Source organism: Haloprofundus salinisoli (assembly GCF_020097815.1).
Taxonomy (GTDB): Archaea; Halobacteriota; Halobacteria; order Halobacteriales; family Haloferacaceae; genus Haloprofundus; species Haloprofundus salinisoli.
In genome coordinates this window covers 2,748,497-2,772,789 of record NZ_CP083663.1, presented here as the reverse complement: position 1 = coordinate 2,772,789, position 24,293 = coordinate 2,748,497, and the positions used below count along the sequence as shown (strand labels likewise).

28 protein-coding genes, 1 tRNA gene and 2 pseudogenes are annotated in these 24,293 nt (G+C 66.5%); 8 read left to right on the top strand and 23 right to left on the bottom strand.

Annotation, left to right across the window (positions count from 1 at the left end; genetic code table 11):
* Positions 1 to 5: 5 nt before the first annotated feature.
* Complete coding sequence (locus LAQ73_RS14580) at positions 6 to 2,105, bottom strand: thioredoxin domain-containing protein (protein ID WP_224268984.1); 2,100 nt, start codon at positions 2,103 to 2,105, stop codon at positions 6 to 8.
* A 166-nt stretch (positions 2,106 to 2,271) separates the two neighbouring features.
* On the opposite strand from LAQ73_RS14580, the gene purD reads away from it, so the two are divergent.
* The 3 genes from purD (at position 2,272) to LAQ73_RS14565 (ending at position 5,531) form a co-directional block, all read left to right on the top strand.
* Positions 2,272 to 3,567: a phosphoribosylamine--glycine ligase gene (gene purD / locus LAQ73_RS14575; RefSeq protein ID WP_224268983.1), complete on the top strand. Its 1,296-nt coding sequence runs from the start codon at positions 2,272 to 2,274 to the stop codon at positions 3,565 to 3,567.
* Between the two features lie 128 nt (positions 3,568 to 3,695).
* Positions 3,696 to 4,841, top strand: a complete 1,146-nt coding sequence (locus LAQ73_RS14570; protein ID WP_224268982.1) for a GNAT family N-acetyltransferase — start codon at positions 3,696 to 3,698, stop codon at positions 4,839 to 4,841.
* 69 nt (positions 4,842 to 4,910) lie between these two features.
* The gene (locus LAQ73_RS14565; protein ID WP_224268981.1) at positions 4,911 to 5,531 is read left to right on the top strand and encodes an acyltransferase; all 621 of its coding nucleotides are present in this window, start codon (positions 4,911 to 4,913) and stop codon (positions 5,529 to 5,531) included.
* On the opposite strand, the gene LAQ73_RS14560 is transcribed toward LAQ73_RS14565, so the two are convergent.
* The 3 genes from LAQ73_RS14560 to LAQ73_RS14550 form a co-directional block, all read right to left on the bottom strand.
* Positions 5,522 to 6,310 (bottom strand): mechanosensitive ion channel domain-containing protein, encoded by a 789-nt coding sequence (locus tag LAQ73_RS14560; protein WP_425601133.1) that lies wholly within the window; start codon positions 6,308 to 6,310, stop codon positions 5,522 to 5,524. The two genes, LAQ73_RS14565 and LAQ73_RS14560, sit on opposite strands and share 10 nt — an antisense overlap.
* Entirely contained in the window at positions 6,303 to 7,112 is an 810-nt protein-coding gene (gene dacZ, locus LAQ73_RS14555; RefSeq protein WP_224268979.1) for a diadenylate cyclase DacZ, read from the bottom strand. The genes LAQ73_RS14560 and dacZ overlap by 8 nt, the downstream gene beginning before the upstream one ends.
* 400 nt (positions 7,113 to 7,512) lie before the next feature.
* Positions 7,513 to 7,596, bottom strand: a tRNA-Leu gene (locus LAQ73_RS14550).
* A 94-nt stretch (positions 7,597 to 7,690) separates the two neighbouring features.
* On the opposite strand from LAQ73_RS14550, the gene LAQ73_RS14545 reads away from it, so the two are divergent.
* Positions 7,691 to 7,999, top strand: coding sequence for a cyclin family protein (locus tag LAQ73_RS14545; RefSeq protein WP_224268978.1), 309 nt, complete (start codon positions 7,691 to 7,693; stop codon positions 7,997 to 7,999).
* 5 nt (positions 8,000 to 8,004) lie between these two features.
* Here the strand turns inward: LAQ73_RS14545 and LAQ73_RS14540 are convergent, their stop codons facing one another.
* The 10 genes from LAQ73_RS14540 to paaA form a co-directional block, all read right to left on the bottom strand.
* The gene (locus tag LAQ73_RS14540) at positions 8,005 to 8,499 is read right to left on the bottom strand and encodes a phosphopantetheine adenylyltransferase (protein WP_224268977.1); all 495 of its coding nucleotides are present in this window, start codon (positions 8,497 to 8,499) and stop codon (positions 8,005 to 8,007) included.
* A gap of 51 nt (positions 8,500 to 8,550) precedes the next feature.
* Positions 8,551 to 9,063, bottom strand: a complete 513-nt coding sequence (locus LAQ73_RS14535; RefSeq protein WP_224268976.1) for a helix-turn-helix domain-containing protein — start codon at positions 9,061 to 9,063, stop codon at positions 8,551 to 8,553.
* Between the two features lie 66 nt (positions 9,064 to 9,129).
* Positions 9,130 to 10,206 carry a glutamate--cysteine ligase gene (locus tag LAQ73_RS14530; RefSeq protein ID WP_224268975.1) on the bottom strand — a complete coding sequence of 359 codons (1,077 nt, stop codon included), beginning with the start codon at positions 10,204 to 10,206 and terminating at the stop codon, positions 9,130 to 9,132.
* A 107-nt stretch (positions 10,207 to 10,313) separates the two neighbouring features.
* Positions 10,314 to 10,946 carry a fibrillarin-like rRNA/tRNA 2'-O-methyltransferase gene (locus LAQ73_RS14525; protein WP_224268974.1) on the bottom strand — a complete coding sequence of 211 codons (633 nt, stop codon included), beginning with the start codon at positions 10,944 to 10,946 and terminating at the stop codon, positions 10,314 to 10,316.
* Positions 10,943 to 11,785, bottom strand: coding sequence for an NOP5/NOP56 family protein (locus tag LAQ73_RS14520; RefSeq protein ID WP_224268973.1), 843 nt, complete (start codon positions 11,783 to 11,785; stop codon positions 10,943 to 10,945). The genes LAQ73_RS14525 and LAQ73_RS14520 overlap by 4 nt, the downstream gene beginning before the upstream one ends.
* A 46-nt stretch (positions 11,786 to 11,831) precedes the next feature.
* Positions 11,832 to 11,996, bottom strand: a complete 165-nt coding sequence (gene paaE / locus LAQ73_RS14515) for a 1,2-phenylacetyl-CoA epoxidase subunit PaaE (RefSeq protein WP_224270791.1) — start codon at positions 11,994 to 11,996, stop codon at positions 11,832 to 11,834.
* Positions 11,996 to 12,415, bottom strand: a complete 420-nt coding sequence (gene paaD, locus LAQ73_RS14510) for a 1,2-phenylacetyl-CoA epoxidase subunit PaaD (RefSeq protein ID WP_224268972.1) — start codon at positions 12,413 to 12,415, stop codon at positions 11,996 to 11,998. The genes paaE and paaD overlap by 1 nt, the downstream gene beginning before the upstream one ends.
* Entirely contained in the window at positions 12,412 to 13,245 is an 834-nt protein-coding gene (gene paaC / locus LAQ73_RS14505; protein WP_224268971.1) for a 1,2-phenylacetyl-CoA epoxidase subunit PaaC, read from the bottom strand. The genes paaD and paaC overlap by 4 nt, the downstream gene beginning before the upstream one ends.
* A complete protein-coding gene (gene paaB, locus LAQ73_RS14500) occupies positions 13,242 to 13,568 on the bottom strand; it encodes a 1,2-phenylacetyl-CoA epoxidase subunit PaaB (protein WP_224268970.1) in 327 nt (108 codons plus the stop codon). Before paaB ends, paaC begins: the two co-directional genes overlap by 4 nt.
* Before the next feature lies 1 nt (position 13,569).
* Positions 13,570 to 14,514 carry a 1,2-phenylacetyl-CoA epoxidase subunit PaaA gene (gene paaA / locus LAQ73_RS14495; RefSeq protein ID WP_224268969.1) on the bottom strand — a complete coding sequence of 315 codons (945 nt, stop codon included), beginning with the start codon at positions 14,512 to 14,514 and terminating at the stop codon, positions 13,570 to 13,572.
* 85 nt (positions 14,515 to 14,599) lie between these two features.
* Between paaA and LAQ73_RS14490 the strand changes: the two genes are divergently transcribed.
* Positions 14,600 to 15,241 carry a helix-turn-helix domain-containing protein gene (locus LAQ73_RS14490; protein WP_224268968.1) on the top strand — a complete coding sequence of 214 codons (642 nt, stop codon included), beginning with the start codon at positions 14,600 to 14,602 and terminating at the stop codon, positions 15,239 to 15,241.
* Positions 15,242 to 15,267: 26 nt separating this feature from the next.
* Here the strand turns inward: LAQ73_RS14490 and LAQ73_RS14485 are convergent, their stop codons facing one another.
* The 7 genes from LAQ73_RS14485 to LAQ73_RS14455 all read right to left on the bottom strand — a co-directional run bounded on the left by LAQ73_RS14485 (position 15,268) and on the right by LAQ73_RS14455 (position 21,223).
* Positions 15,268 to 16,416, bottom strand: a complete 1,149-nt coding sequence (locus LAQ73_RS14485; protein WP_224268967.1) for a YhjD/YihY/BrkB family envelope integrity protein — start codon at positions 16,414 to 16,416, stop codon at positions 15,268 to 15,270.
* Between the two features lie 64 nt (positions 16,417 to 16,480).
* Positions 16,481 to 17,695 carry a YihY/virulence factor BrkB family protein gene (locus LAQ73_RS14480; protein ID WP_224268966.1) on the bottom strand — a complete coding sequence of 405 codons (1,215 nt, stop codon included), beginning with the start codon at positions 17,693 to 17,695 and terminating at the stop codon, positions 16,481 to 16,483.
* A 48-nt stretch (positions 17,696 to 17,743) separates the two neighbouring features.
* A complete protein-coding gene (locus LAQ73_RS14475) occupies positions 17,744 to 18,568 on the bottom strand; it encodes a prolipoprotein diacylglyceryl transferase (protein ID WP_224268965.1) in 825 nt (274 codons plus the stop codon).
* Positions 18,565 to 19,386, bottom strand: a complete 822-nt coding sequence (locus LAQ73_RS14470; RefSeq protein WP_224268964.1) for a hypothetical protein — start codon at positions 19,384 to 19,386, stop codon at positions 18,565 to 18,567. The genes LAQ73_RS14475 and LAQ73_RS14470 overlap by 4 nt, the downstream gene beginning before the upstream one ends.
* Positions 19,379 to 19,627 (bottom strand): hypothetical protein, encoded by a 249-nt coding sequence (locus LAQ73_RS14465; RefSeq protein WP_224268963.1) that lies wholly within the window; start codon positions 19,625 to 19,627, stop codon positions 19,379 to 19,381. Before LAQ73_RS14465 ends, LAQ73_RS14470 begins: the two co-directional genes overlap by 8 nt.
* Entirely contained in the window at positions 19,624 to 20,595 is a 972-nt protein-coding gene (locus tag LAQ73_RS14460; RefSeq protein WP_224268962.1) for a hypothetical protein, read from the bottom strand. Before LAQ73_RS14460 ends, LAQ73_RS14465 begins: the two co-directional genes overlap by 4 nt.
* A 166-nt stretch (positions 20,596 to 20,761) precedes the next feature.
* The gene (locus tag LAQ73_RS14455; protein ID WP_224268961.1) at positions 20,762 to 21,223 is read right to left on the bottom strand and encodes a MaoC/PaaZ C-terminal domain-containing protein; all 462 of its coding nucleotides are present in this window, start codon (positions 21,221 to 21,223) and stop codon (positions 20,762 to 20,764) included.
* 95 nt (positions 21,224 to 21,318) lie between these two features.
* Between LAQ73_RS14455 and LAQ73_RS14450 the strand changes: the two genes are divergently transcribed.
* Both LAQ73_RS14450 and LAQ73_RS14445 read left to right on the top strand, forming a co-directional pair.
* On the top strand, positions 21,319 to 21,432 hold the full coding sequence (locus tag LAQ73_RS14450) for a hydrogenase maturation nickel metallochaperone HypA (protein ID WP_224268960.1): 114 nt from the start codon (positions 21,319 to 21,321) through the stop codon (positions 21,430 to 21,432).
* 88 nt (positions 21,433 to 21,520) lie between these two features.
* The gene (locus tag LAQ73_RS14445) at positions 21,521 to 21,985 is read left to right on the top strand and encodes a DUF8009 family protein (protein WP_224268959.1); all 465 of its coding nucleotides are present in this window, start codon (positions 21,521 to 21,523) and stop codon (positions 21,983 to 21,985) included.
* 14 nt (positions 21,986 to 21,999) lie between these two features.
* Here LAQ73_RS14445 and LAQ73_RS17775 read toward each other — a convergent pair.
* Positions 22,000 to 22,336 (bottom strand): annotated as a pseudogene (locus LAQ73_RS17775) (ASCH domain-containing protein).
* Positions 22,337 to 22,447: 111 nt separating this feature from the next.
* On the opposite strand from LAQ73_RS17775, the pseudogene LAQ73_RS17770 reads away from it, so the two are divergent.
* Positions 22,448 to 22,846, top strand: a pseudogene (locus LAQ73_RS17770) (hypothetical protein); the annotation flags it as partial.
* Between the two features lie 131 nt (positions 22,847 to 22,977).
* Here LAQ73_RS17770 and paaK read toward each other — a convergent pair.
* Entirely contained in the window at positions 22,978 to 24,261 is a 1,284-nt protein-coding gene (paaK, locus tag LAQ73_RS14430) for a phenylacetate--CoA ligase PaaK (protein ID WP_224268957.1), read from the bottom strand.
* Between the last annotated feature and the right edge of the window lie 32 nt (positions 24,262 to 24,293).

Genomic DNA, 24,293 nt, shown 5'->3' with positions numbered 1-24,293 from the left:
CGGCCTCAGTTCTCCAGCGCCCAATCCAACGCCGACCGAATATCGGACTGCGGCGGCGAGCAGGTGAAGTTCTCGCAGGCGTACACCGTCGGGTCGTCGTCGACGGCCTCGCGCCCGGCCCAGATGGGCGGTGCCTCGTCGATGTCGAGCGCCTCCAGCCACGCCTCCAGTTCGCCGTCGGTCCCCGGGCGGCGCGTCAGAATCGTCGCCGGGAGATAGCGACTCGCCAGCGCCTCCCACCAGTCGTCGGGGAGTTCGTCGGCGGCGACAGTGAGTTCGAGCGCGCCGCGGCGGTGTTTTTCGGCCGCGAGCACGAGCGAACCATGTTCGAGCGGACTCCCTCGGAGGCGGTTCGCGTGCGTCGACAGCACCTGCTCGGCGACGTGGCCGAACTCGGCGTCGGGCGCGAAGTGGTCCAAGCCCAGGAGTACGGAGACGGCGACGCCGAGACTCGACGGCGTCGACTGGTCGCGGCGCTCCTGCGGGCGGGCGACGAGCGCCTCGCCGCTCTCGGGCGTGAAGTACAGCGTCTTCTCGTCTTCGTCCCAGAACTCGGCTTCGATGGTCCGCGCGAGCTCCAGTGCGAACGCGAGGTGGTCGACGTCACCGGTCGCCTGGTACAGGTCGAACGCGCCGCGGGCGAGGAACGCGTAATCTTCGAGGTAGCCCGAGCCTTTCACGTCGCCCGACTTGAACCGCCGCGAGAGTCGCTTCTCGCTTCCGTCCCAGAGGCGTTCTCGGACGAACGACAGCGCCGTCTCGCCCGTCGCCGCCAGCGCCGGGTTGAGCGTCCGCGCGCCCGCCGCGAACGCCGAGATCATCAGGCCGTTCCACCCGGCGAGAACCTTCTCGTCGCGGGCGGGGCGCTCGCGCTCCTCGCGGGCCTCGTACAGCGCCGTTCGCGCGTCCATCAACCGCTCTTCGACCTCGTCCCCGTCGAGGTCGTACTCCTCGGCGAGGCTCTCGATGCTCTCGGCGAGCGTCAGGACGGTGGTGCCGTGCTCGAAGTTCCCGCTCTTCGCGATGCCGTAGCGGTCGCAGACGAGGTCGGCGGTCGTCTCGTCGCCGACGACGTCTCGGACCGCGTCGGGCGTCCAGACGTAGAACTTGCCTTCCTCGCCCTCGCTTTGGGCGTCGAGCGTGCTGTAGAACCCGCCCTCCTCGTGGGTGAGTTCGCGCTCGACGAACGCGAGCGTCTCCTGTGCGACGGTCGCGTAGCGAGGCCGACCCGTGAGGCGGTAGGCGTCGAGGTAGATGCGGGGGAGTTCGGCGTTGTCGTACAGCATCTTCTCGAAGTGCGGGACGGTCCACTGTCGGTCGGTCGCGTAGCGGTGGAAGCCGCCGCCGACGTGGTCGTACAGTCCTCCGCTCGCCATCGCGTCGAGCGTCTCCGTGACGACGGCGAGCGCCTGGTCGCGGCCGGTGCGGGCGTACGTCCGCATCAGGAGGTCGAGTCGAGTCGGTTGCGGGAACTTCGGCCCGCCGCCGCCGAAGCCACCGTACTCGCGGTCGGCGCTTCTGAGCGCCGCCTGCGCCGCCGAACCGAGCAGGTCGTCGTCGAGTTCGCCCGGTTGGTCGGGGGTGTCCTCCAACTCGTCGCGGACGGCCGCGGTCCACTGGTCGGCGCGGTTCTCTATCTCGTCTCGGTCCTCCTCCCAGGACCGCGAGAGGTCGCCCAGCAGGTCGAGAAAGCCCGGCATCCCCTGGCGCGACTCGGGCGGGAAGTACGTCCCGACGAAGAAGGGCTTGCCCTCGGGCGTGAGCCACACCGAGAGCGGCCACCCGCCGCGCCCGGAGACGAGTTGGCAGATGCTCTGGTAGACGCCGTCCAGATCCGGTCGCTCCTCGCGGTCGACTTTGATGGGGACGAACTCCTCGTTGAGCACCTCGGCGACGGCGTCGTCCTCGAAGCTCTCGTCGGCCATCACGTGACACCAGTGGCAGGCGGAGTAGCCGATAGAGAGGAAGATGGGGACGTCGCGCTCGCGGGCGGCGTCGAGCGCCGCGTCGTCCCACGGCTGCCAGTTGACGGGGTTGTCCGCGTGCTGCCGGAGGTACGGCGACTGTTCCTCGTCGAGGCGGTTTCGGCCCGTCGGGTCGGTCATACCAGAAGGTACGAGCCACAGCGGGGAAAAGTCGTGTGCTCCGGCGAGCGACCCTCGTCGGTCGAGCTCCGCCCGGACCGATCCCCGAGCCGGATATACACGAATTCGCACAGAAATAGGCGTCGAAGCAGCAAGGTTTACACTGTCGTGCGCAGCACGTCGTCGTATGACGGAGACGGCGCTTCTCATCGGCGGCGGCGGCCGCGAACACGCAATCGCTCGGTCGCTCGCCTCCGACTGCGACCTGTACGCCTGCGCGAGTAACCGAAACCCCGGAATCGTCGCGCTCGCCGAGGGGTTCGAGCGAGTCGACGAGACGGACGCCGACGCCATCGCCGACTACGCCGAGACGGTGGGGGCGACGCTCGCCGTCGTCGGCCCCGAATCCGCGCTCGCCGCAGGGGTCGTCGACGCGCTCGAAAACCGCGGCGTCTACGCCTTTGGCCCGAAGAAGATGGACGCTCGCCTCGAGACGGACAAGGCGTTCCAGCGGCGGTTCATGGTCGAGAACGACGTTCCCGGCTGCCCCGACTTCGAGACGTTCCACGACATCGAGGCCGCCTGTGCCTACATCGACCAGTACGACGGCGACGTGGCGGTCAAACCCGCCGGCCTCACCGGCGGGAAGGGCGTGAAAGTCACCGGCGATCAGGTGACAAAGGAGGAGGCGAAAGAGTACCTCCGCACCGAGAAGTACGAACAGGTCGTCATCGAGGAGCGCTTCGTCGGCGAGGAGTTCACCGTGCAGGCGTTCGTCGCCAACGGCGACGTGCGACCGACCCCCGCCGTCCAGGACCACAAGCGCGCCTACGAAGGTGACGAGGGGCCCAACACCGGCGGTATGGGCAGTTACAGCGACGCGAGACGGTCGCTGCCGTTCATGGACGACGGCGACTACGAGGAAGCCGTCGATGTCCTCGAATCGGTGGTCTCGGCGCTTCCCGACTACCGGGGCGTCCTCTACGGCCAGTTCATGCTCACCGTCGACGGCGTCCGCGTCGTCGAGTTCAACGCCCGCTTCGGCGACCCCGAGGCGATGAACACACTTCCCGTGCTGGAGACGAAGTTCCTCGACGTGCTCGTCGCCGCCCGCGACGGCGAGACGCTGCCCGAGCTCGACTTTTCGCCGACGGCGACGGTGTGTAAGTACGCCGTCCCGGAGGGCTACCCGACGAACCCCGAAGCGGGCGCTCGCATCGATGTCGACGAGGAGAGCGTGACTCGGGCCGGCGACGGACTGCTGTTCTACGCGAGCGTCGAAGAGCGCGAGGACGGCCTGTACACGAGCACGTCGCGGTCGTTCGCCGTCGTCGGGCTCGGTGACACCATCGCGGCGGCGGAGGCCGTCGCCGCCGACGCACTCGCGGCGGCGGGTGACGGGCTGCGAATTCGCCACGACATCGGTACTGCGGAGTTGGTCCAGCGACGAGTCGACCACATGGCGAAGTTACGGGGTCGATAACTGTCCCGAAGCGAGATTCGTCGCGGGCAGCGTTCGACGGTAAGAGCGAACAAACGAGGTCTCATGAGCCCGATTACGAACGGTACGTACGGCATAACAAAGCCGATAGCTGTGAAATCCGAGGGTACATGGGACACGCATCGCCTCAAAGTAAAGTGATTCCAGCGGAAGACGGCTACATCGTACGCCGGTACGAACCGGCCGACCGGGACAAGTTCCTCGCCCTCTACGAAGAGGTGTTCGAGAAGACGCGTACGCCCGAGTGGTTCGACTGGCGCTACGGCGGCCCCCACACCGACGAGGTACGGATGTTCCTCGCCGAGAAGGACGGCGAAATCGTCGGCGCGGAGCCGTTCATCTCCTTCGAGATTCGCGGCGGCAACGAGACGGTGTGTGCGCTCCAACCCGCCGACGCGATGGTCCACCCCGACCACCGACGCAACGGCCTCCTGACGCGCATCACCGAGGCCGCCATCGACTACTACACCGACAACGGCCCGTCGTTCATCTTCAACTTCCCGAACCAGGCCGCCATCGGCGCGTTCCTCAAGCTCGGGTGGGTGCAGGTCGGCGAGGTGGCGACGGCGTACCGCATCCAGAAACCCTCCGTCTTCCTCAAATCCGACCGAGCGAAACGATTCGGCCCGGTCGCCGACGTGCTCTCCGCGGCCGGATACCGCGCCCGCGACGCCGCGACGCTGGCCGCCTCGCGCCGACGGAGTGACGACGAGGTGACAGTGACGCGACACGCCGAGATTCCGGCCAAGCGCCTCGCCCGCCTCTACGAGTCGGCGGTCCCGCCGCGTCTCCACGCCCCGCGAACCGAGGCGTTCTACAACTGGCGCTTCGGCAACCCACAGTGGGACGTCGCCGCGTACTCCGCCAAGCGCGACGGCGAGATCGTCGCCAGCATCGTCGCCTGTACGCAGGAAACCCGCGGCATCACGACGACGAAGATTCTCGACGCGCTGCCGATGGTCGACGCCGAGGCCGAGTGCGAGGCGTTCGACCGCCTGCTCCGCGTCGCCATCGCCGACCACGAGGATGCCGACGCCATCGCGGTCGCCGAGGACACGATTCCGCCGAGCGTCCTCTCGCGGCTGAACTTCCTGCGCAACGACCGCTTCCCGATGTCGATGGTCGGGTCGCCGACCCCGGTCGTCACGCGACCGCTCGTCCCCGAAGAGGAAGCCCAGTGGATCGTCGGCGGACAGCACCTCGCCGACCGAAACGACTGGCGGCTCTCGTTCGCCGAGCAGGACACGAGCGTCTGAGCACGGAGCAGCAGGCGAGCGTTTCTCTCGTCCTACCGCTTTATTAGTCGCCGAGCGAAAGCACGCGGCGTGACAGACGAAGGTACGCGGCACGACCGACTCGCGAGACATCCGACACCGGGTCCTCGAAACTCGTTACAGTCGTGGCCGAACGCCCGGTCTCCGCTCGTCGTCGCTCGGAACTACACCGCCATCGTCGCCGCCCGCGTCTCGCCGAGCCTCCGGGTGAAAAACTGGTTGCTCCGCCGCATCGGCGTCACCGTCGGCGAGGGCGTCTCCTGGGGATTGGAGTCGACGCCGGACGTGTTCTGGCCGGACCTCATTACCGTCGAAGACCACGCGATAATCGGATACGACGCGACGCTTCTGTGTCACGAGTTCCTCCAAGACGAGTACCGAACCGGCGAGGTCGTCGTCGGCGAACGCGCGATGATCGGCGCGGGGGCGGTCGTCCTCCCAGGGGTCCACATCGGCGCGGGTGCGCAGGTGGCGGCGAACTCGCTGGTCGTCGAGGACGTTCCGCCCGGTGCGACGGTCGCTGGCGTTCCCGCCGAACCCGTCTCGCGGAGCGGCGGTCGTGGTGGCGGCGACGAGACGAGAGGCGAGGCCGACGAATCGAGAAAAGCGAGAGAAGGGGACGAACCGGGCGAATCGAGCGAAGACGAGTCCGAGGACGCGACTCAGTCGTAGAGGCGAACGATGCCTTCCTCGAAGACGGCGCGGTTGGGGATGATGTACTCGCGGTTGTCGGTTTCGACGCGCGTGACGAGCATGTCGACCTCCTGGACGATGCCGGACTGCTCGCCGAGTTTGACCTCGTCGCCGATAGTGTACGGCTGGTTCAACAGCAGGTAGATGCCCGCCGCCGCCGACGAGAGCATGTCCTTGAGCGCGAGCGACGTGAACACGACGAGCGCGAACGCGTAGGCCGCCAGGAGGACGACGAGCGCGAGCGTGTTGATCTTCACCTGACTGAACGCGACGAGGATTGCGAGGTAGAAGACGCTGTACTTCGCCAGCGTCGGGAGGAGACCGATTTCGGGGAGTTTGACCCCCCGAAGCCGCTCGGCGACGAGCAACTCGACCTTGTCGCCGATGAGGATGCCGACGATGAGGATGAGCAGCGCGACGAACAGCCGCGGCAGGAACGCGACGAGACGCGTCCAGAAGGTATCGGTGTAGCCGACGTCGGCGACGGTGAGCGCGACGACGATGGTGAGCCCGATGAGAAAGTACGTGCTGAGTTGGGCGACGATGGCGATGGTGGAGGTGCCGATCCCCTGCGCGAGGCGCTCGAAACCGGTTCCCTCGATGACGCCCGCCAGCCCCGCCCGTTCGAGCAGTCGGCGGTTGACCACGCCGACGATGATACTGAGCATGACGCCGAGCACGAGGACACCGAGGGCGAGCCAGATGCGCGGCGGCACCGCGTTGTAGAGCTGACCCAGCTGCGCCTGCATCTCAGTAATCCTCCGGGTCCAGTTCGAGAATCAACCGCCCGCCCTTGAACGCTCGGACGAGACCGTCCGACTCCGAGAGCACGATGGCCGTCGCGTTCGTGTCGCGGGTTATCGCGCCACCGGCCATGTGGCGCGCACCGAGACCTTTCGGGATGTCGACGCCCTCCGCGCCGGGTTCGAGGTAGCGGTACGCCGAGACGATCTTCCCCGAGTCGGAGATGACGAACGCGCCGTCGAGTCGGGAGAACTCCTTGAGCATCACGTTGACGATGGGGTCGCCGACGTGAACGTGGCTCTTCTCGAAGGGGTTGTAGCTCAGCGGGCGCGATTTGTTCATCACTTTGCCCGCGTCGCCGACGACGAACAGCGCGCCGACGGGGCTGCCCTTCTGGCCCTTCTTCCCCAACTCGATGGCCACCTCAAACACGTCGCGGATGACGCTCGGGTCCGCGCGGGAGTTCGTGAACAGGTCGTACATCCCCGAGTGCATCTTCTCGTCGGCGCGGACTCGAAGCAGCGTGTCGCTGTCGTCGCCGAACGTCCCGAGAGCGCAGGCGATGGCGTCGCCGGCGTCGACGAGGTCCTCGTCCATCGCGCCCTCGATGCCGAAGCGGACGCGGTCGCGGACGTTCTCGAACTCCAAGGGGAGCTCGACGAACTGGTCGGCACCGACGCTGTTTTGGGGGGCAACGACCACGAGACCCGTCTCGACGCTCTCGAACCGTTCGTAGAACGAACTGCTCGGAGAGAACAGAAACAGACCGTCCACGTCGGCGACGAGGTCGTTCAAGAAGTCAGCCAGCATTGACATTGTCCGATACCTCTCAAGGAGTGCCTATAGAAGTTGTGGCGCGTGCCTAACGCCGTTTGGCGATTCTCGTTATTATGCATCAAGAAATAAGAGAGTTAAGTTGTTTGTGGTGAGCGAATCGAGTAGGGAGTTCGCTGCCGATGGCGCAGTAATGATATCTGTTCGACGTGTTAGGCGAGTGTATCAGGAAGGAGAGATTCAGTTTGTGTTTCGACGACTGGTTTCCCGGAGCAACCGTTCGAGGCCAATTCCGACTTCGATGAGGGCTACCAGTGTGACGGCGATACCAAGGTCGTAGTGCGTGGGACCGGATTTGAACCGCGAGGACTCGCTTCGCTCGTCCTCTGGGTTCAGAATCCGCACTGGACGATTTTCGTGCTCGCTCCGCTCGGGCAGAAAATGCGTGGGACCGGATTTGAACCGGCGGACTCCTACGAGACAGCGTCCTAAGCGCTGCGCCGTTTCCTGGCTTGGCTACCCACGCGCACCCTCCACTACTGGAAAGTGCAGTAAGTAGCTGTCGTTCCCAAAGCGGCGTCACGCGGTCAGTTTATAGCCGCTGAGACGGAACGGGAACTATGTACCGCGCACGTGACCGCGTCGACAACGAGGAGTGGCTCACCCAACTCGAACGGGCGGCCGACAGCCTCGACCTCGGCTCGGAGTCGCGGTCGAACGCGACTGACCTGTTTCTCACCCACGTCCCCGACGAGGACCGCTCGAAGCCCGCGACGGCCGCCGCCAGTCTCTACGCCGGCGCGCTCATCGCCGGCGAGGAGCGCTCGCAGACCGCCGTCGCCGACGCGATGGACGTGACTCGGCTCTCGATACAGAAACGCTGGAAGAACATCTTAGAAGACGCCGGCTTCCGCCCGCCCTCGTGGTGAGCTAGTTACTCCGGCGGCGTCTTGCCGCGGCCCTCGCGCTCGGGCGTGAGGTTGCCGTGGCGGTCGATTTCGCCCGAGACGATACGCGTCGAGGAGATGCGTTCGCCGTCCTCGGCGGCGAGGTGGTCAACGACTTCGATTTCGAGCGGGTCGAGGTCGCGCTCGCGCCGGATCTCGTTGACCTTCTCGCCGCCGCGTTCGGTCTCGGGGGAGACGATGAGCACGTCGAACCCGGGCTCGGTGGCGATACCGGTCGGCTCCGACAGCTCTCGTATCTCGAACTCGCGGTCGTACTCGGCGGCCAGCGGTTCGAGTTCGTCAATCAGCTCCCGCTTTCGGTCCTCGAACGACCGAACGTACCGGTCGACGTGTCGGGTCTTCGGTGCGAGCTCGTCGGAAGTGAGCCCGACGGTGAGGTCACCGAGTTCGAACGCGCGCTCGAACAGGGCGCGGTGGCCGTCGTGAACCGGGTCGAACGTGCCACCGAGCGCGACGTGCATAATCCTCGTGTCGGCGTCTGCTCACTTAAAAAGGTCGGCTTCGTCGGACAGTTAGTCGTCGGCGTCGTCGCTGTCGACGGTGATGGTCACCGGCGTCGACTCGGCGGCGTCGTCGCCGTCGGCGCGGAGTTGCGAATCGAGGTTGAACACCGTGTTCAGCTCCGATTGGACCTGTTCGGTGACGCTGCGGACGAGATCGCTCGGCGCGATGGTCTCGTACTCGTAGGGGTTGTTGCCCGCACCGGCGCTCTCGCGTTTCTGTCGCGTCACCCGCTCCTCGGCGTGTAGTTCCGCGAGCGCCTCGCGGACGGTGCTCGGATACAGTCCGGTCCCCTCGGAGACCTCGTCGCTGGTGCTGTTCGGATGCTGACGGAGGTACACGTAGATGCGCGCTCGCGTCTCCGTGTCGAGCACCCAGGCCAGCAAGTCGACGACGTTCTGGTCGAACTCGGTCACGGCACGGTCTGCGCCGTCGCCGAGTCGTTCCCGAGTCGTCGACTGGTCGTCTTCCTCGGCCGCCCTGTCGTCGCTCCGCGGCTCGTCGGAGGTGTCCTCGGCAGACATATGTCTCGGTTCGGAGGTCAGAACTACAGTCGGAAAAAGCGTTTGGCCCCTCGGTCGTCTGACGACTCAGAGGCGCAGCGACGCACAGAGCGCGTCCAGATCGCCCTCGCGGAGAACCCGCCGCTGTCTGGACGCACCGCTCTCGTCGGCGAGAACCGAGCGAAGTCCGGAGATGTCGAGTCGGTCACAGACGCGGTCGACGGCGGTTTCGAGGTCGACGACCGACTCGGCGTCCGTGTCGACGAACGAGGCGTCGTGGCCGTGTCGCATCGCGCGCCACTTGTTCTCGTCGAGCAGTTCCCGGCGGATGTCGGTGCCGGGTTCGCCGTCCTCAAAGCGCTCGGCGAGGTCGACGACCAGCGCGTGGACCGCTTCGACGAACGCCAACACCACCTCGGGGTCGCGCTGGGTGTCCGGCGTCCGGACTTCGACGGTTCCGTGGCCGGTGTGGGGGCGGACGTCGTACCAGAGCTCGCCCCTGTCGTTTATCGACCCCGTCTCGACCATCCGACGCTCGAACCGCGCGTACGACTCGAAGTCCGAGAACCGAGTCGGCATCCCCGTGTTCGGCAGTCCCTCGAATATCTTCGCCCGCGCCGACGCGAGGCCGGTGTCGAAACCGTCCCAGAACGGCGAGTTCGCCGACAGCGCCAACAGGACCGGGAGATACCAGCGGAGTTCGTTTGCGACCCAGACGGCCTTGTCGGCGCCGTCGACGCCGACGTGGACGTGGAGTCCCGCGGTCGTGTTTCGGTGCTGCGGATACTGGATGCGGTCGAGTTGCGCACGGTAGCGCGGCTTCCGAGCGTGGTCGAGTTCGCGCCACTTCGCCGCCGGGTGGAGACCCGCGGCGGCGATACCGAAGCCGTGGGTCTCGGCGTGGTCAACGAGCGCCTCGCGGACGTCGGCGAGGGCGTCCGCGGCGTCGCCGGGGCGTTCGATGAGCGGCGTCTGCGTCTCGATCGTGAACTGGAACAGTTCGTGGTCGATGCGGTCTTCGAGTAGTTCGGGCGGGTCGTCGCCGTACACTAACTCGTCGATACCCGACGTGGGACGCCCTGCGTCGTCGACGATGAAAAACTCCTCTTCGATGCCGAGGGTTCCCATCCGGTCGAACGCCTCGCGCGTGCCCAACTCCTCCATTGCTCGCCTTTCGGAACCTCGAAGTAAATAGTTCGTGAAGTCGGCCGCAGCGACCGGGAGTGCGGGCGATACGCCCATCCGCGGGCGGACCGAACGGCGCTTCCGCGTTATCTCGGTCGGGCGACGACTCCGAGATGGTCGCTGTGGAAGCGGTCCAGACGCTTCGTCTCCAGCACCTCGTAGGCGTCTTCGAGTCGGGAAACGACGCCGTCGAACACCTCGTCGGGGTCGCTGGTCACGTCCTCGCTTCGCGCCTTGACCGCCATGAGCAGTCGCCCGTCGTCGGTGAGAAACTGGCGATTGCGGACCGCGACGTCGGCCTGTCCGCGCGTCGCCACGTCCTGGACGATGACGTCGAGGTCGGCTTCGACGGCGTGGGCGTACGTCTCGGGTTTCCGAGCGTCCTTCAACAGTGGGAAGAGGTTGTCTCTGTCCTCGGCGACGTCGACGAGGTCGCGGACGGGGCGGGGCGCGAACTCGACGGCGTACGTCGGGCCGGCGAAGTCGGCGACGTGGCTCACCGTCGTCCCCGACGCCGCGCCGAGGTAGAGGACCGACTCGTCGCCCGCGAGGCCCGTCTCCATTTCGAGTTCGAGCATCGCGCCGAGCTTCGATCGTCCGGCGTCCCAGAGTCGCCACTCCCCGTCCGTGGGTTCGCCGTAGACGGTCTCGCCCCGCGTGGCGAGTCGCTCGCGGCCGTCGAACGAGCGGCGCTCGACGCCCTCGGGAAGCGCAGTCATTCGCCTTCCTCCTCCGCACGGGCGCGAATCGTCTCGATTCGCTCGCGGAGTTCCTCGTGTACCTCCGGCCTGAGATCGCCACTGTAGTGGTCGATGCGGGCGGCGATGGCGAGTTTGCCCGCGAGCGCGCGGGCGGCCGACCCGCGGTCCTGCGGTCGAGTTCCCCTGACCGCTTCGTGGACGTAGATGACGCCGTGTTTCGGCGACGACGCGCGTCCGGCGAGGTGCGCGAACAGCGCGTCCTCCGCGCCGAGCACCTGCACCGTTCCGCTGGGTTTCTTCGCCAGCGAGTCCAGACCGCCGGCCAGCGAGATGAGACGGGCGGTGAGCACCGGTCCGGCCATCTCCGCGAGGTTCGGCGCGACTTCCGGGGCGCGGCGCTCGACGTACTCGCGGAGCGCGTCTCGCTCGTCGGCCAGTCCGGTCACGCGCTCGGCGAGCGAGACAACGCGCTCCTCGGTGGCGTCCTGCGGGTCGCGGTCGGCGAGGTCGCGGGCGTAGTCGACGCCCGTTCCGGCGTCCCCGAAGAGGCTCCCGGCCCACTCGCCGAGGCGCTCGGCGAGCTCGTTGGCCGTGCGCTCGGCGTCGTCCATCGCGCGGACGGCGTGCATCAACTGCTTGTCGTCGGCGCGCTCGGCCTCCGCAGCGGCGGTTCGGGCGGCCTCGATGCTCGCCGCTCGAAACAGCTCGTAGTACTCGTCCCCGTCGGCGGCGAACCCGCTGTCGACGGCCGCGGCGGGCCAGTCAGCGGGCGCGTCGGCGCTCCCCTCACGGATGCGCGACGCCGCCGTCTCGGTGTCGCCGACGTCGACGCCGGCGAACCACGCGTCTTCGGTCATGGTCGGAGGTGGACGCGCCGAGGGTTAAAAGGGGTCGACTCCGCCGTCAGCCGAACCGCTCGAACGGCTGTTCGCAGTCCTCGCAGTAGTGCATCGACCGGCAGAGTCCCGGTCCCTTGGGGTGGTCGCGCACCGTGTTCGTCGACTCGCAGTAGGGACACTCGACGCCGGTTTCGGGGCCTTCGCCGCGGGTGCTCGGGTCGAAGCGCATCAGACGCTCAGCCCGAACTCCCGAAGGTCTTCTTTCCCTCGCTCTGTCACCATCTCGACGTTCCACGGCGGCGAGTACCGTAGCGTCACCTCGGCGTCGGCGACGCCGGCGGCGAGCGCGGCACAGCGCACGTCGTTGAGAATCATGTCGCGGGCCGGACAGCCGGTGTAGGTGAGCGTCATCTCGACGCGCGCGACGTCGTCGGCGACTTCCACGCCGTAGATGAGCCCCAAGTCGACGATGCTGACGGGCATCTCGGGGTCTTCCACTTCGTACAGCGCGTCCCACACGTCGCGCTCGACGCCGGTCGCTCCCCCGCCGGTCTTCGGGTACTGCTCGTGGGCCTCGCCGGACGTGTAGTCGGTGTAGGCGCACGCCTCCGACTCGAACTCGTTGCCTTCGAAGTCGTCCGCGCTCACGCGCCCTCACCCCTGAGCGTGGTCGGCCTCTCGAAGTCGAGTTGGCGGTACGTCGCGGTGAACTCCTCGTAGAGGTCGAACCAGTCGTCGGTGTGGTCGCCGTCGCGGCCGGTCGACTGCACTCGTTCGACTTCCTCGGGCTCGGGCACGTCCAGGCCCAGCGATTCGAGATACGGGACGACGATATCCAGCCATTCGGCGCGGAGGTCAGACAGCGTCTCGGTCCGGAGTCCCAGGTCGACGATGTCGTCCTCGCGGGGACTGGGTGCGAACAGCGTCAGCGCGTGGGGGAACAGGCGGTCCAGCGCGGTCTGGACGCGGGCGCGACTCTCTTCGCTGCCCTCGTCGGCGAGGCGGTCCAGCCAGTTCTGGGCGTGCTCGCGGTGGTACGACTCCTCTGCGAGCACTTTCTCGACGCGGTCACACAGCGGCGCGTACGACGAGTCGACGATGGCCTCCATGCGCAGCTGCTCGGCGGTGTCGTAGAGGTACGTCCGGACCATCGTGTCCGCCCAGTCACCGGGTTCGGTTTCGAGTTCGACGAGCGTCGCGTGCCGCCAGCTCTCGGGCGGGCGCTCCCAGATGAGTTCCTGTTCAGTGTGGCCCAAATCCTGGAGCAAGTCGTACCAGAGTCGGGCGTGGCCGTACTCGTCCTGGGCGACGTTGGCGAGCGCGAGGTCGGATTCGAGCGTCGGCGCGAAGATCTGCCACTCGACGTAGCGCTCGGCGGCGACGTACTCGTCGTCGGCCATCCGAAAGAGGAGGGCTTCGAGCGCCGCCCGTTCGCGGTCGCCGAGGTCGTCGGGACCGGCGAATCGTGGAGAGCTCACGACTGGGCCTCCTTGCGCTTCTTGGCCGCCTCGCGCTGTTCGTCCTCGCTCTCCTCGACCTCGGCGGCGAAACTGGCGTCGACGTTGTTGTACGTCATCGCCCAGCGGTACGCCTTGTCGGTCGTGCCGCCGAACTTCGCCTCGTCGGCGTCGACCTCGCCGATTTCGTCGCGCGGGACGACCCAGAGGCTGTTGGTCTGCATGCGGCGGCCGTGCTGAATCTGCGCGAACATCAGCGCCATCTCGCGGTCCGGCGCGTGGACGTTGCCGCAGTGCTGGTGGTACTTCCCGGGTTTCTCCTGTCTGAACACTTCCCAGATCATTCTAATCGGCCGCCTGTGGGGTCGTGCCCGCGGAGTTGTGCTCCCAGCCGTCCATCGCCTCGCGTACCCACGCCACGGCCTCGTGGCGCTGACGACGCGAGCCGATCTGTTCGTAACTACCCTCGTAGTCGTTCTTGGCGATGGTCCAGAACTCGTCCCAGTCGAGGTCCTCTTCGACGACGGCGTACTTGCCGGTCTCCTCGTCGTACTCGATTCTGGGTTCGTCGGGGATTTCGAGGCCGTACTTCTCGGCTTTCGGGATGTAGGCGTTCAGAAACGCCTGCCGGAGCTCGGAGTTCGAGACGGTCTTCAGTCCCACCTGCTGGGCGAAGTCGTTGTGCGTGCTCTGGCTGTTCATCGGCCCGAAGAACTGGAGGATGCGCGGCCACCACGTGTCGAACACCTCCTGGGTTCGCTCCTGGTTCGCCTTCGAGGAGCGCATGAGTTCCCGAAGGATGTCCTCGCCGTGTTTGACGTGAAAGCCCTCCTCGAAGCAGACTTTGTCCATCGCGTGCGCGTACGGCTCCCACGAGGTGCTCTTGAGCGTCGCCTGTCGGCGCATCGCGCCGCCGTCGACGAAGAAGTCGATCATCGGCGCTTCGTACCACGAGCTCACCGGGTAGTGAAAGCAGTTGAGAAACTTCCCGTCGCCGCGTTCCAACTCGTCCAACATCTCCTCGCGCGTCTTCACGCCGAGCGTCTCGGCGGCGCGGTAGAGCAGTTGCGCGTGACCGATTTCGTCTTGCGTCTTCGCCGTGCAGGCGAGTTTCCGATCGAGACTCGGGGCCATGCGCGTGAACACCTTGTCGAGGTAACCGCCCATCACCTCGGAGTTGGCGTGGAACTGGATCATCCGCGTCGCCGCTTTCCGGTACTCCTCCGGCATGTCGTCTTTCGGGCTGAACTGCCGCGGTCCGGCCCGCTCTTTGACGGTGTCGAGGTCCATGGTCGTTCATTATAGATTCTCCGGCTTACCCGTTCACCCGGCTATAGGCGGTATTTATATGTTTCCGCCGGACGATTAGCGGTCGATGCGCGAGGAGTGTTTGGTCGTGGAGTTCCGGGTGACCGGCGACGACTGCCCGCTGGCGGCAGCGTCACGCGCGACGAACGCGACTATCGAGTGCGAACCGCCGCAGTTGCGCGGTGACGGGAACGTCCTCCTCCGGTTCGGCGCGCCGACGAGCGGCGAACTCGCGGCGGCGCTCGACGACGACGAACGACTGCGCTACCTCCACCGCGCGACGGCCGAGGGGCGGGACACGTACCGTTGTCTCTCGAAGCATCCCTGCATCGTCCACGAACTGACAGACGTAGGGTTCGTCGCCGAGACGCTGAGCTACCGCGACGGCGAGGAGCGATTCACGGGCGCGGTCGTCGGCTACGACGTGCTGCAGGGCGTGCTGGCGGCTGCCGGCGAAGCCGTCGGCGTGACGCTCGAACGCGTCTACCCGCTCGGACCGCAGGCGGAGTCGGCCGCCGCACGGTGGGACGTGACACCCGCTCAGGAGGCGGCGCTCCGGGCGGCGCTGGAGATGGGCTACTTCTCGGTGCCGAAGGCGGCGACGGCGTCGGAAGTGGCCGAGGAGCTGGAAATCAGCAAGTCGGCGTTTCTCGAACGACTCCGGCGCGGGCAGTCTGGAGTGTTGGGACAGATTCTCGGTCGGGGTTAGCCGGTCGGCGTCAGTCGTCGGCGAACTCAGTCGTCTGCGGGCGTCGACGACCGGTCCGGTGAGTCCGCGTCGGCGGTGTCCGTCGCCGCAGCCGCCCCGGTGTGCGCGTCGCTCTCTCCGAGTTCCCACCGGAGTCGTACCTCGTAGGTCCGCCCGTCGTCTTCCTCGAACGCTCGCTCTTCGACTTCGAGCGTGCCGGTCTCCGGCATCCGAGAACGACCGGGCGTCCCGTCGGTGGACATCGGTTCCATCCCCTCGTAGCGCCGCGCGACGTCCTCACGGAGTCGTCGAAGGTACGACGCCGCCTGGTCGCGGTTCAGGCGGTCTTCGCGCAGCAGTTCGCGGTTCGCCGCACGCTCGGCGGCACCGCGGCCGACGCCGCCCGACGCACCGGTCGCGTAACCTCCGACGACGGCGTTGACCACTGCGCCGAGCAGGAGGACGAGGCCGCCGAAGTAGAGCCAGGTCACGAGGAGGATGACGCCGCCGAGCACGCCGTACGCCTCGGACTTGTCCGAGAAGGCGATGTAGAACTGGAACACGCCTTGGAGGAGCGCCCACCCGACCGCCGCCGTCAGCACGCCGGGAAGGATCCCCCGGACCGAGAGGTCGGCGTCGGGGAACACGTAGTACAGCGGGAGGAACGCGATGCTCAGCCCGAGAATTAACACGAGCGGGTTGAGCAGTCCGACCCAGGGTAGCGATTCGAAGGCGGCGAAGGCGGTGCTGGCGGCGACCATCGCCGTGATGCCGACGAGGAGTGCGACGAAGACGACGAGTCCGTCGCGGAGTTGGTCGACGAACTCGTTGCTCCCTTCGGTCTCGTAAATCTCCGAGAAGGCGGTGTCGAGCCCGCGGAATATCTTCAACGTCCCCCACAGGAGGACGACGACGCCGACGATGGAGAGTCCGGTACCCTCGCTCGCGCTGTCGAGGGCGTTCGAGACCAGCTCCCCCGTCGCGGGAGTCAGCGACGACGCGACCAGACCCGAGACCCGTCCTTCGAGTTGCTCGGAGCCGAGAAGCGACACGAGGAGCACGACCAGAAGTAAAAGCGGAATCAGCGAGACGAACGCGTTGTAGGCGATGCTGCCGGCCATGAACGCGACGTTCTTCGAACGGAACTCCGCGAGGACGCCTCTGCCCACCGCGATAGGGGAGCGCCGGGTGCTCATACCATCCAGTCGACGCCCCGGCGGAAAGCGTTTCGCCGGGAGTCGCCGGTGTCTGTCCTCGGATTCAGTTCTCCTCCGCTCGCCGCGCGTCGGCCGGCGCGGACTCGTCCGCTTCACCGGGGTCGGCGGTGTCGGCGGTGCCGGGCGTGTCGGCGGTGGCGTCGGCGTCGATTTCGGACTCTCGCTCGGGGACGCGCCACCGGAAGCACGTCTCGTAGACGGGGTCGCCGTCGGTCTCGTACGAGCGTTCGAGCAATCCGATTTCGGTCGCTGCGGCGGGAGACCGGTGAGACCGTTCGCCGTCGGTCGGTCGCATGCCGCGATATCGATCGGTCAGGTCCTCGCGGAAGCGGTCGAGGTACGTCGCCGTTTCGTCCGGCGTCAGCCGCGTTTTCCGATGCGTTCGGTGGGGTGCCGCGTTTCCGACGCCGCGGGCGTCGATGACGTCGAAAAGGTCAGCCTGCTCGGGACCCGAACCGTCGTCAACGCCGTCGCCGACGTACCCGCCGACGACGGCGTTGATGACTGCCCCGAGCAACAGGAGCAGGCCGGCGAAGTAGAGCCACGTGACGAGGAGGACGATACCGCCGAGGACGCCGTAGGCGTCCGTCTTCGCGGAGGCGGCGACGTACACCTGAAACAGCGCCTGGAGCGCCGCCCACCCCGCGGCGGCGGTGACGAGTCCCGGAACGACGTCTCTGATCGAGAGGTCGGCGTTCGGGAAGATGTAGTACAGCGGGAAGAACGCGATACTGAGGGCGACGACGAGAAACAGCGGGTTCAGGACGCCGATGGCGAGTCGCTGTGCGAGCGCGGCGAAGGCCGACCCGGTCGTGATCATGGCGACGACGGCGACCAGGAGCGCGACGAAGACGACGAGTCCGTCGCGGAGTTGGTCGACGAACTCGTCCGTGTCCTCGGTCTCGTATATCTCGGCGAAGGCGGTGTCGAGCCCGCGGAATATCTTCAGCGTCCCCCACAGCAGCACGACGATGCCGACGAGCGAGAAGCCGGTGTTGTCGTTGGCCTCCCGCAGCACCTCCCGAAGCGTCTCGCCGACGCCGGGAGCGAGATACGTCGCCGCGAGTTCGATAACCCGGCGTTCGAGCGCGGCGCTGCCGACGACCGACACCGAGAGGACGAGCAACAGAAGCAGGGGGAGCAGCGAGACGAACGCGTTGTAGGCGATGCTGCCGGCCATGAACGCGACGTTCTTCGAGCGAAACTCGGCGACGACGTTCGTCAGCGTCGCCCGGACAGTCGACAGGTGTGGTATCATCTCGAGTGGAAAATTACGAACGGGCCGCGGTCGTCGGAGCGTACCCGCTCACCGCTTCGGAACGGTCGAATGACGGGCGACGCCGTTCATGTCGCGGCGTGACTTCGGCACGGTCGAGTGCATCGTCGCACGTCCCCGGGAATCGCGGTCGTCGCCGACGTCGTCGCCGATGTCGTCGCGGCCGACGTCGAGAAGACCGTCGTCCTCTTCTTCGGTCTCGGCTTCGGCCTCGGCCTCGGCCTCGGCTTCGGCTTCGGCTTCGGCCTCCTCGTCCGTGGCCCCCTCGTCGTCGGCCTGCATCTGTTCGATACTGGCTCTGATCGAGTCGGCCGCCTCGTCGAGTTGCGACTGCAGCGACTCCGTGAGAAGCGGCCCGTCTTCTTCGTCCGCTTCGGCTTCTCCGGAGCCCTCGACTGCCGGTTCCTCGGCCGACTCGGCGTCGGTCTCTTCGACCTCGTCCGCCTCGGCCGTCGTCTCGTCGGCTTGCTCGGGTTCCTCGCCTTCGTCGGTCGGGTCCTCGTCCGCCGACTGCTCGGACCCGCCGGTGAGTTCGGAGAGCCGTTCACGAAGGTTGCTCATCGCGTCGGGGTCGTCGAGGTTCTCGGCGTTCGACAGCGCCAGAATCGTCTTGAGGCCGAGCACAGAGTCCTCGCTGCCGACGGCGAGGGCGTTCGGAATCGTCTTCACCTGCCCGCCGTCGTCGTCGGTGAGGCCGACGCCTTCGATGAGGTCGGCGGTCGACGTCTCGTCGACGAACGCCGCCGTCTCGTCGGCGAGTTCGCGGAGTCGGTCGTCGCGCTCGTCGTCGGGCGCCGAGAGCGCCTGGGTCGCTTCTTCGAGGAGGCGGTTGACGTTCTCGGCGGCGTCGGTCATTCGTCTCCGTCACCCCCGTCGTCGGACTGGTCTGCCTCGTCGGTCTCGTCGGCTTCGTCGGTTTCGTCGTCCTCGTCGGTCTCCTGGTCGAACTGCTCGACGAGGTCGTCGACGAGTTCCTCGCGGCTCTGATTCGCCTTGATCTCGGCGTCCTTCGCCATCGACTGCAGTTCCCGGTAGGAGACGGTTTCGAGCAGTTCCCGGTACGTCTCCCGCCGGACGTCGCTGAGGTTGTCGGGGACGCCGCCCGTCGCGCGGGACTCGGCTTCGTCGGCCGTCTCCTCGTCGCCCTCGGCTGTCTCTTCGGCGCTCTCGCCGGTGTCGGTCACCTGTTCCGTAGCGCTCTCGGCGGCGTCCGCCGCTTGGTCGGTGGCTTTCTCGGCGGTGTCGGTCGTCTTCTCGGCGGCGCTCTCGGCCGTATCCGTCGCTTGCTCTTTGGCGCTCTCGGCGGACTCCGTGGCCGTCTCCGCGGTTTCCTCGGCCGTCTGCTCGATTTCGCTCGGTTCGGAGACCGCGTCGCGTAGCACGCTGGCGCTCTCCTCGACCGCCTCGCGCGTCCCGAGCGAGTTCAGGATCGCCTGTTTGAGCGTCTCTTTGACGTCGCCGAGAATCTCGAACGGCTTCTTTCCCGCTTCGACGCCCTCTCGGACGGTCTCGTCGACCGTATGGCCGAGCCGTCTGCCGAGTTCGCGACCCAGTCGACTGCCGATCTTTCGGCCGACGCTCTCGCCGACCTGCCGGCCGTCTATCTGGTCTCCGACTTCGTCGGCGACGACGCTCTGTATCGAAGACGACGAGGAGGACGACGAGTCACTCATCGCCGCTCCCTCCGGTAAATCGGGTCAGCGCGCCTTTGACGACGCGTTCACCGAGCAGTGCGCCGAGCGCGGAGCCGACGAGTGCACCGAGGACTTCGCCGCCCCGGCCACCGAGCTGCTCGCCGAGACCGTCCTCGTCCTGAATTCCGTCCCACTTCGTGTCGGCCAGCAGTTCGTCGTAGTCGAGGCTAGTCAGCAGCTCGGTCACGTCTAGGCGACCGAGAATCGACGACTCGCTCACGACTCGTCGTCCCCCTCGTCCTCTTCGTCGCTCGATTCGGTCTCCTCGCCTTCGGTCTCTTCGGCTTCGCTCTCGTCGCTTCCGTCCTCGTCAGCCTCGGCTTCTTCCTCTTCGTCAGCCTCGGCTTCCTCCTCCTCGTCGGTGTCACCGAACAGTTGGTTCACCACCCCGACGACGAGTTGGACCGCAATCTCCTGGAGCGGGAGCTCCTTCGCGGCGGATTTGAGCGTGTTCTTGGTGGCGTCCGCCGCCGACGAGAGGGGACCGCCCTCGCCGTCCTCGCCCTCGCCGCCGAGCGACGGGAGGAGGTCACCCATCTCCGGGAGTTCGGGGATGCCCGGGAGTTTGTCCGCGATGTTGCCGAGTCCGTCGTCGAGCAGTCCGGCGACGGCCGCCAGTAGGTTGCCGACGAGGTTCCCCTCGCCCTCTTGGGCGGAGATGTCCAAGACGACGTCGCCGAGGTCCACCTCCAGTCCGAGTAGGTCGAGATGCAGGCCTTCGAGGTCCAAGAAGAGAACTCCGGTCTCGTCCTCACCCCGCATCGCCTCCTGTCGCTTGTCGGAGGCCTCTTCCTTCTCTTTGGCCGTTTCGGAGGGATACTCCTCGCCTTCTTCGTCTTCTCCACCTTCTTCATCTTCTCCGCCTTCTTCGTCTTCTCCACCTTCTTCATCTTCTCCGCCTTCTTCGTCTTCTTCGTCTTCCTCGCCTTCTTCGCCTTCCTCGCCTTCTTCGCCTTCTCCACCTTCTTCGGCTTCCTCGCCTTCGGGTTCGGCCTCGGCTTCCGACTCTTCCTCGTCTGCGGACTCCTCGGACTGTTCGGTCTCCTCGGCGGATTCGGACGTCTCCGACTCGTCGTCCTCCTCTTCGTCTTCCGCCTCGGCTGACTGCCCGCCGTCCGGCAGTACTCTCTGTTCGACTTCGTCTGCTGCTAGCCGTCCGACTCGCTCGGGTGAACGTTCCGAATCCATTGCTTTGTAAGATGTCCACACCGTCGTTCATGGTGATTCGGCTTGCCATAGCAAGCAAGCGCTTCGTTTCATACCGCTTACGACTGAGGCCACCGATTTCGGAGCGGTGCGAGACTCGCGTTCGGAACTCCCGCACCCGTCGATGACCAAAGAAAACGTGTTGGGATTACGGTTCGGTCTTTATCATGAACTTCATGTCGCCGGCGAACACCGTTTCGCCGTCCTGATTCGTCATCTCGGAGTCGATGACGACGAGTCCGGCGTCGTCACGACTGGAGAACGGTTTCGTCTCGACGACTTCCAGATCCAAGGAGATGGTGTCGCCCATCTTGACCGGCGCGGGGATGTCCATGTAGTTCATACCGAGGAAGGCAACGACGGTGCGTTCGAGGAAGCCACAGCGGAAGACCAATCCCGTGGCGAGGACGAACGTCATCGGTCCGTGGGCGACGCGTTCGCCGAAGTACTCGTCGTCGGCGTAGTGACGGTTCGTGTGGAGTTCCGTCCAGTCGCCCGACAGCGCCGAGTGCATGACGAAGTCCGTCTCGGTCACGGTGCGTCCGGCGCTCTCGAACGTCTGACCGACCTCGTACTCCTCGAAGTACTGTGGTTCGTAGCTGTATGGCACGTCTCCCGGTTCTCCTATCGATGATAAAAATTTGTGTACTATCCGCCATCCGATTCATGGTAGCATTTAACACGAAGCAGCGACCAGTGGGGACGATGACGGAACGTTCTGTGTTCGTCTGCGAGCAGTGTGACCAGCGAGTGACGCCACGCTCGTACTACGCGCTCTGCCCCGAGTGCGGCGGCGGCCTCCGGTCGGCCCCCTCGTGAGCGGGTTCGGCCGTCGAACCGAGTTCGGTCGTCGAGTCACCGACGGGAGCACGAAAACGCCTTGGCTCTCACCGCCGAACCGAGAGCGATGACGCGCGACGAAAGCGAGACGGCCGAGAACAACGAGACGGCCGGCGACAGCGACCCCGCGCGCATTCGCTCCATCGCCGTCACCGGTGACGACGTCGTCACAGCCTTGGAGGCGCGGCGGCGAAAAGGCGTGCCCGCCGTTCTGCGCGTGACACCGCCGTTCGCGGGACGGATGCGCGCTCGCCTCCACCTCGCCGGGAGTGAAGGGAGTTACGAGGGACCGACCGACCCGATTCACCTCGACCCCGAGCGTCTCGTGGCCGACGTTCCGGCGTTTCCGGACCCCGACGAGACCGAAGACCGCCTCCGTGAGGCGGGCGACTACTCGGTCGACGCCCACCGTGACGTACACGCGGAGGCGGTCCGGCGGTGGCGCGAGACGGCGAAAGATGCCATCGTCGAGGCGGTGACTGTCGAAACCGAGAGCGGCCAACACGAAATCGCGGTTAAACGGCTAGGATAGGCGGGGAAATTCGGTTACTCGACCGGCTCGAAGCGGTGGCGGACGACTTCGGTGTCGTCGTCCCACTCGAAGTCGCCGTGAGCGCGTTCGAGGCGTTCGCGGTACGCGTCCAAGTTCTCCGAGCCTTCTGCGCGGGCGTCCTCCTCGGTCAGATCCCCGAGCGTCCGGGTGTCGACGGCGACGACCTCGAACCGTCGCCCGTCGACCTCGAAGGTGTCGCCCGTCGACCTCGAAGGTGTCGCCCGTCTCGGCGTAAGCGTGCCCGCGGTGCAGTTGCGTTACTCGACCCTCGGCGACCATCGACTGGAGTCGCTCGGTCGGCAACACGTTCGCGGCGTCGATCTCTGCCATACGAGCCCTTCGGCCGGAGCGAAGAAAAGCGGCGGGGCCGCCGTCTCCGAGCGTCGGCGATGGGCGACGAACACCGACCGAGGGGATGAGCGACGAACGCCGGTCAAGGGGATGGCGGCGGGCGAATCGCTTTTGCTCCGGCGGTGGCCATCTCGACGCATGGACAGCTACAGACGCGGACGCGACGCCGACCGCGGCGGCGACGGGTGGAGCGAGCGCCGATTGGTCGCGCCGTACCGCAAACTCGTGCTTCTCATCTGGGTGCTCGGCATCCCGCTTCTCGTGCTCTCGATTCCCGTCGGCGACGGCGCGGGGTTGGTCGTGATGCTCGTCACGCACCTGTTCATCGCCGGGTTCGTCCGCTCGGACATCAAGGCGATGCGGCGACAGGGGTACGAGTGGGGCTGGACGCGCCACCTCTGGTTCGGCGCGGCGTTCGCGCTCCCGTTCGTCGCTCCGGCGTACTACCTCTACAGCGGACGACGCATCCGCGCCGAGAACGAGCGGCGACGCGAGAAGTACACCTCTGAGGACGGAGACGCTCGTGAGGGGTCGGCGGGCGTAGACGACAGTCCGACTGGGGACCCGGTGGCGACGTCCTCAGACGCCTGAAACCGAACGACCGGCGTGTCGCGTGCCGGTCAGCGGTGGTCGAAGACGCGCTTTACTTTTCCCGTTTCGGTACGCTCGATACCGCCGGGCATCGCGATGGTGAGCGAGTCCGGCGACAGCGAGAGCACCGTCTGGAGCCGGTCGCGGAGTCGGTCGGCCAGTTCGTCGGCGTCGCCGTCGAACTCCTCGGTCCGCTCGACGGTGATGTGGATGGTGTCGAGTTGGCCGTCGCGTCGGAGGTCGATGCGGTAGTACGGCGCGACGGCGTCGAACTCCAGCACGACCGACTCGATCTCGCTCGGGTAGACGTTGACGCCGCGGACGACGAGCATATCGTCGCTCCGGCCAGTGACGTGCGACATGCGGACCATCGTCCGCCCGCACTCGCAGGTCTCGCGCGTCAGCGTCGCCAGATCGCCGGTCCGATACCGGAGGACTGGAACGGCTTCCTTCGTGAGCGTCGTGAAGACGAGTTCGCCCTCCTCGCCCTCCGAGAGCGGGTCGCCCGTCTCGGGGTCGACGATCTCGGGGTAGAAGTGGTCCTCCCAGACGTGTAGGCCCGACTTGGCCTCGCACTCCATCGAGACGCCGGGGCCGACGATTTCGGAGAGACCGTAGATGTCGAGCGCCGTCACGTCGAGCGCCTCCTCTATCTCGGCGCGCATCGGCTCGGTACAGGGTTCCGCGCCGATGACGACCGTCGAGAGATTCCACTCGCGGGGGTCGAGGCCCTTCTTTTCCGCCGTCTCTGCGAGATAGAGTGCGTACGAGGGCGTGCAGGTCAGTACGTCCGACCCGAGGTCCGAGAGCAGTTCGAGCTGTCTGCCGGTCTGCCCGCCGCCGATGGGGATGACGTTCGCGCCGAGCGTCTCACAGCCCATGTGGATGCCCAGACCCCCGGTGAAGAGACCGTAGCCGTAGGCGTTTTGGACCGTGTAGCCGGCGGTGACGCCCGCCGCCGCGAGCGACCGCGTGACCACCTCACCCCACACGTGCAGGTCGCCTTCGGTGTAGCCGACGACTTTCGGCTTGCCCGTCGTCCCCGACGAGGCGTGGATGCGGCGCAAGTCCTCGCGGTCGACGGCGACGAGGCCCGTCGGGTAGTGGTCGCGGAAATTCTCCTTGGAGGTGAACGGCAGCAGCGAGATGTCGTCGATACCGCGGATGTCACCGGGTGAGACGCCCGCCTCGTCGAGGGCGTCGCGGTAGAAGGGAACGTTCTCGTAGGCGTGTTCGACGGTCGTTCGCAGTCGCTCGTCCTGCATCGCCCGTACCTCGTCGCGGTCGGTGCGTTCTACCTCATTGTAAACCATGATGATTCGCTCGGAGAGGCGGTACAAAACGG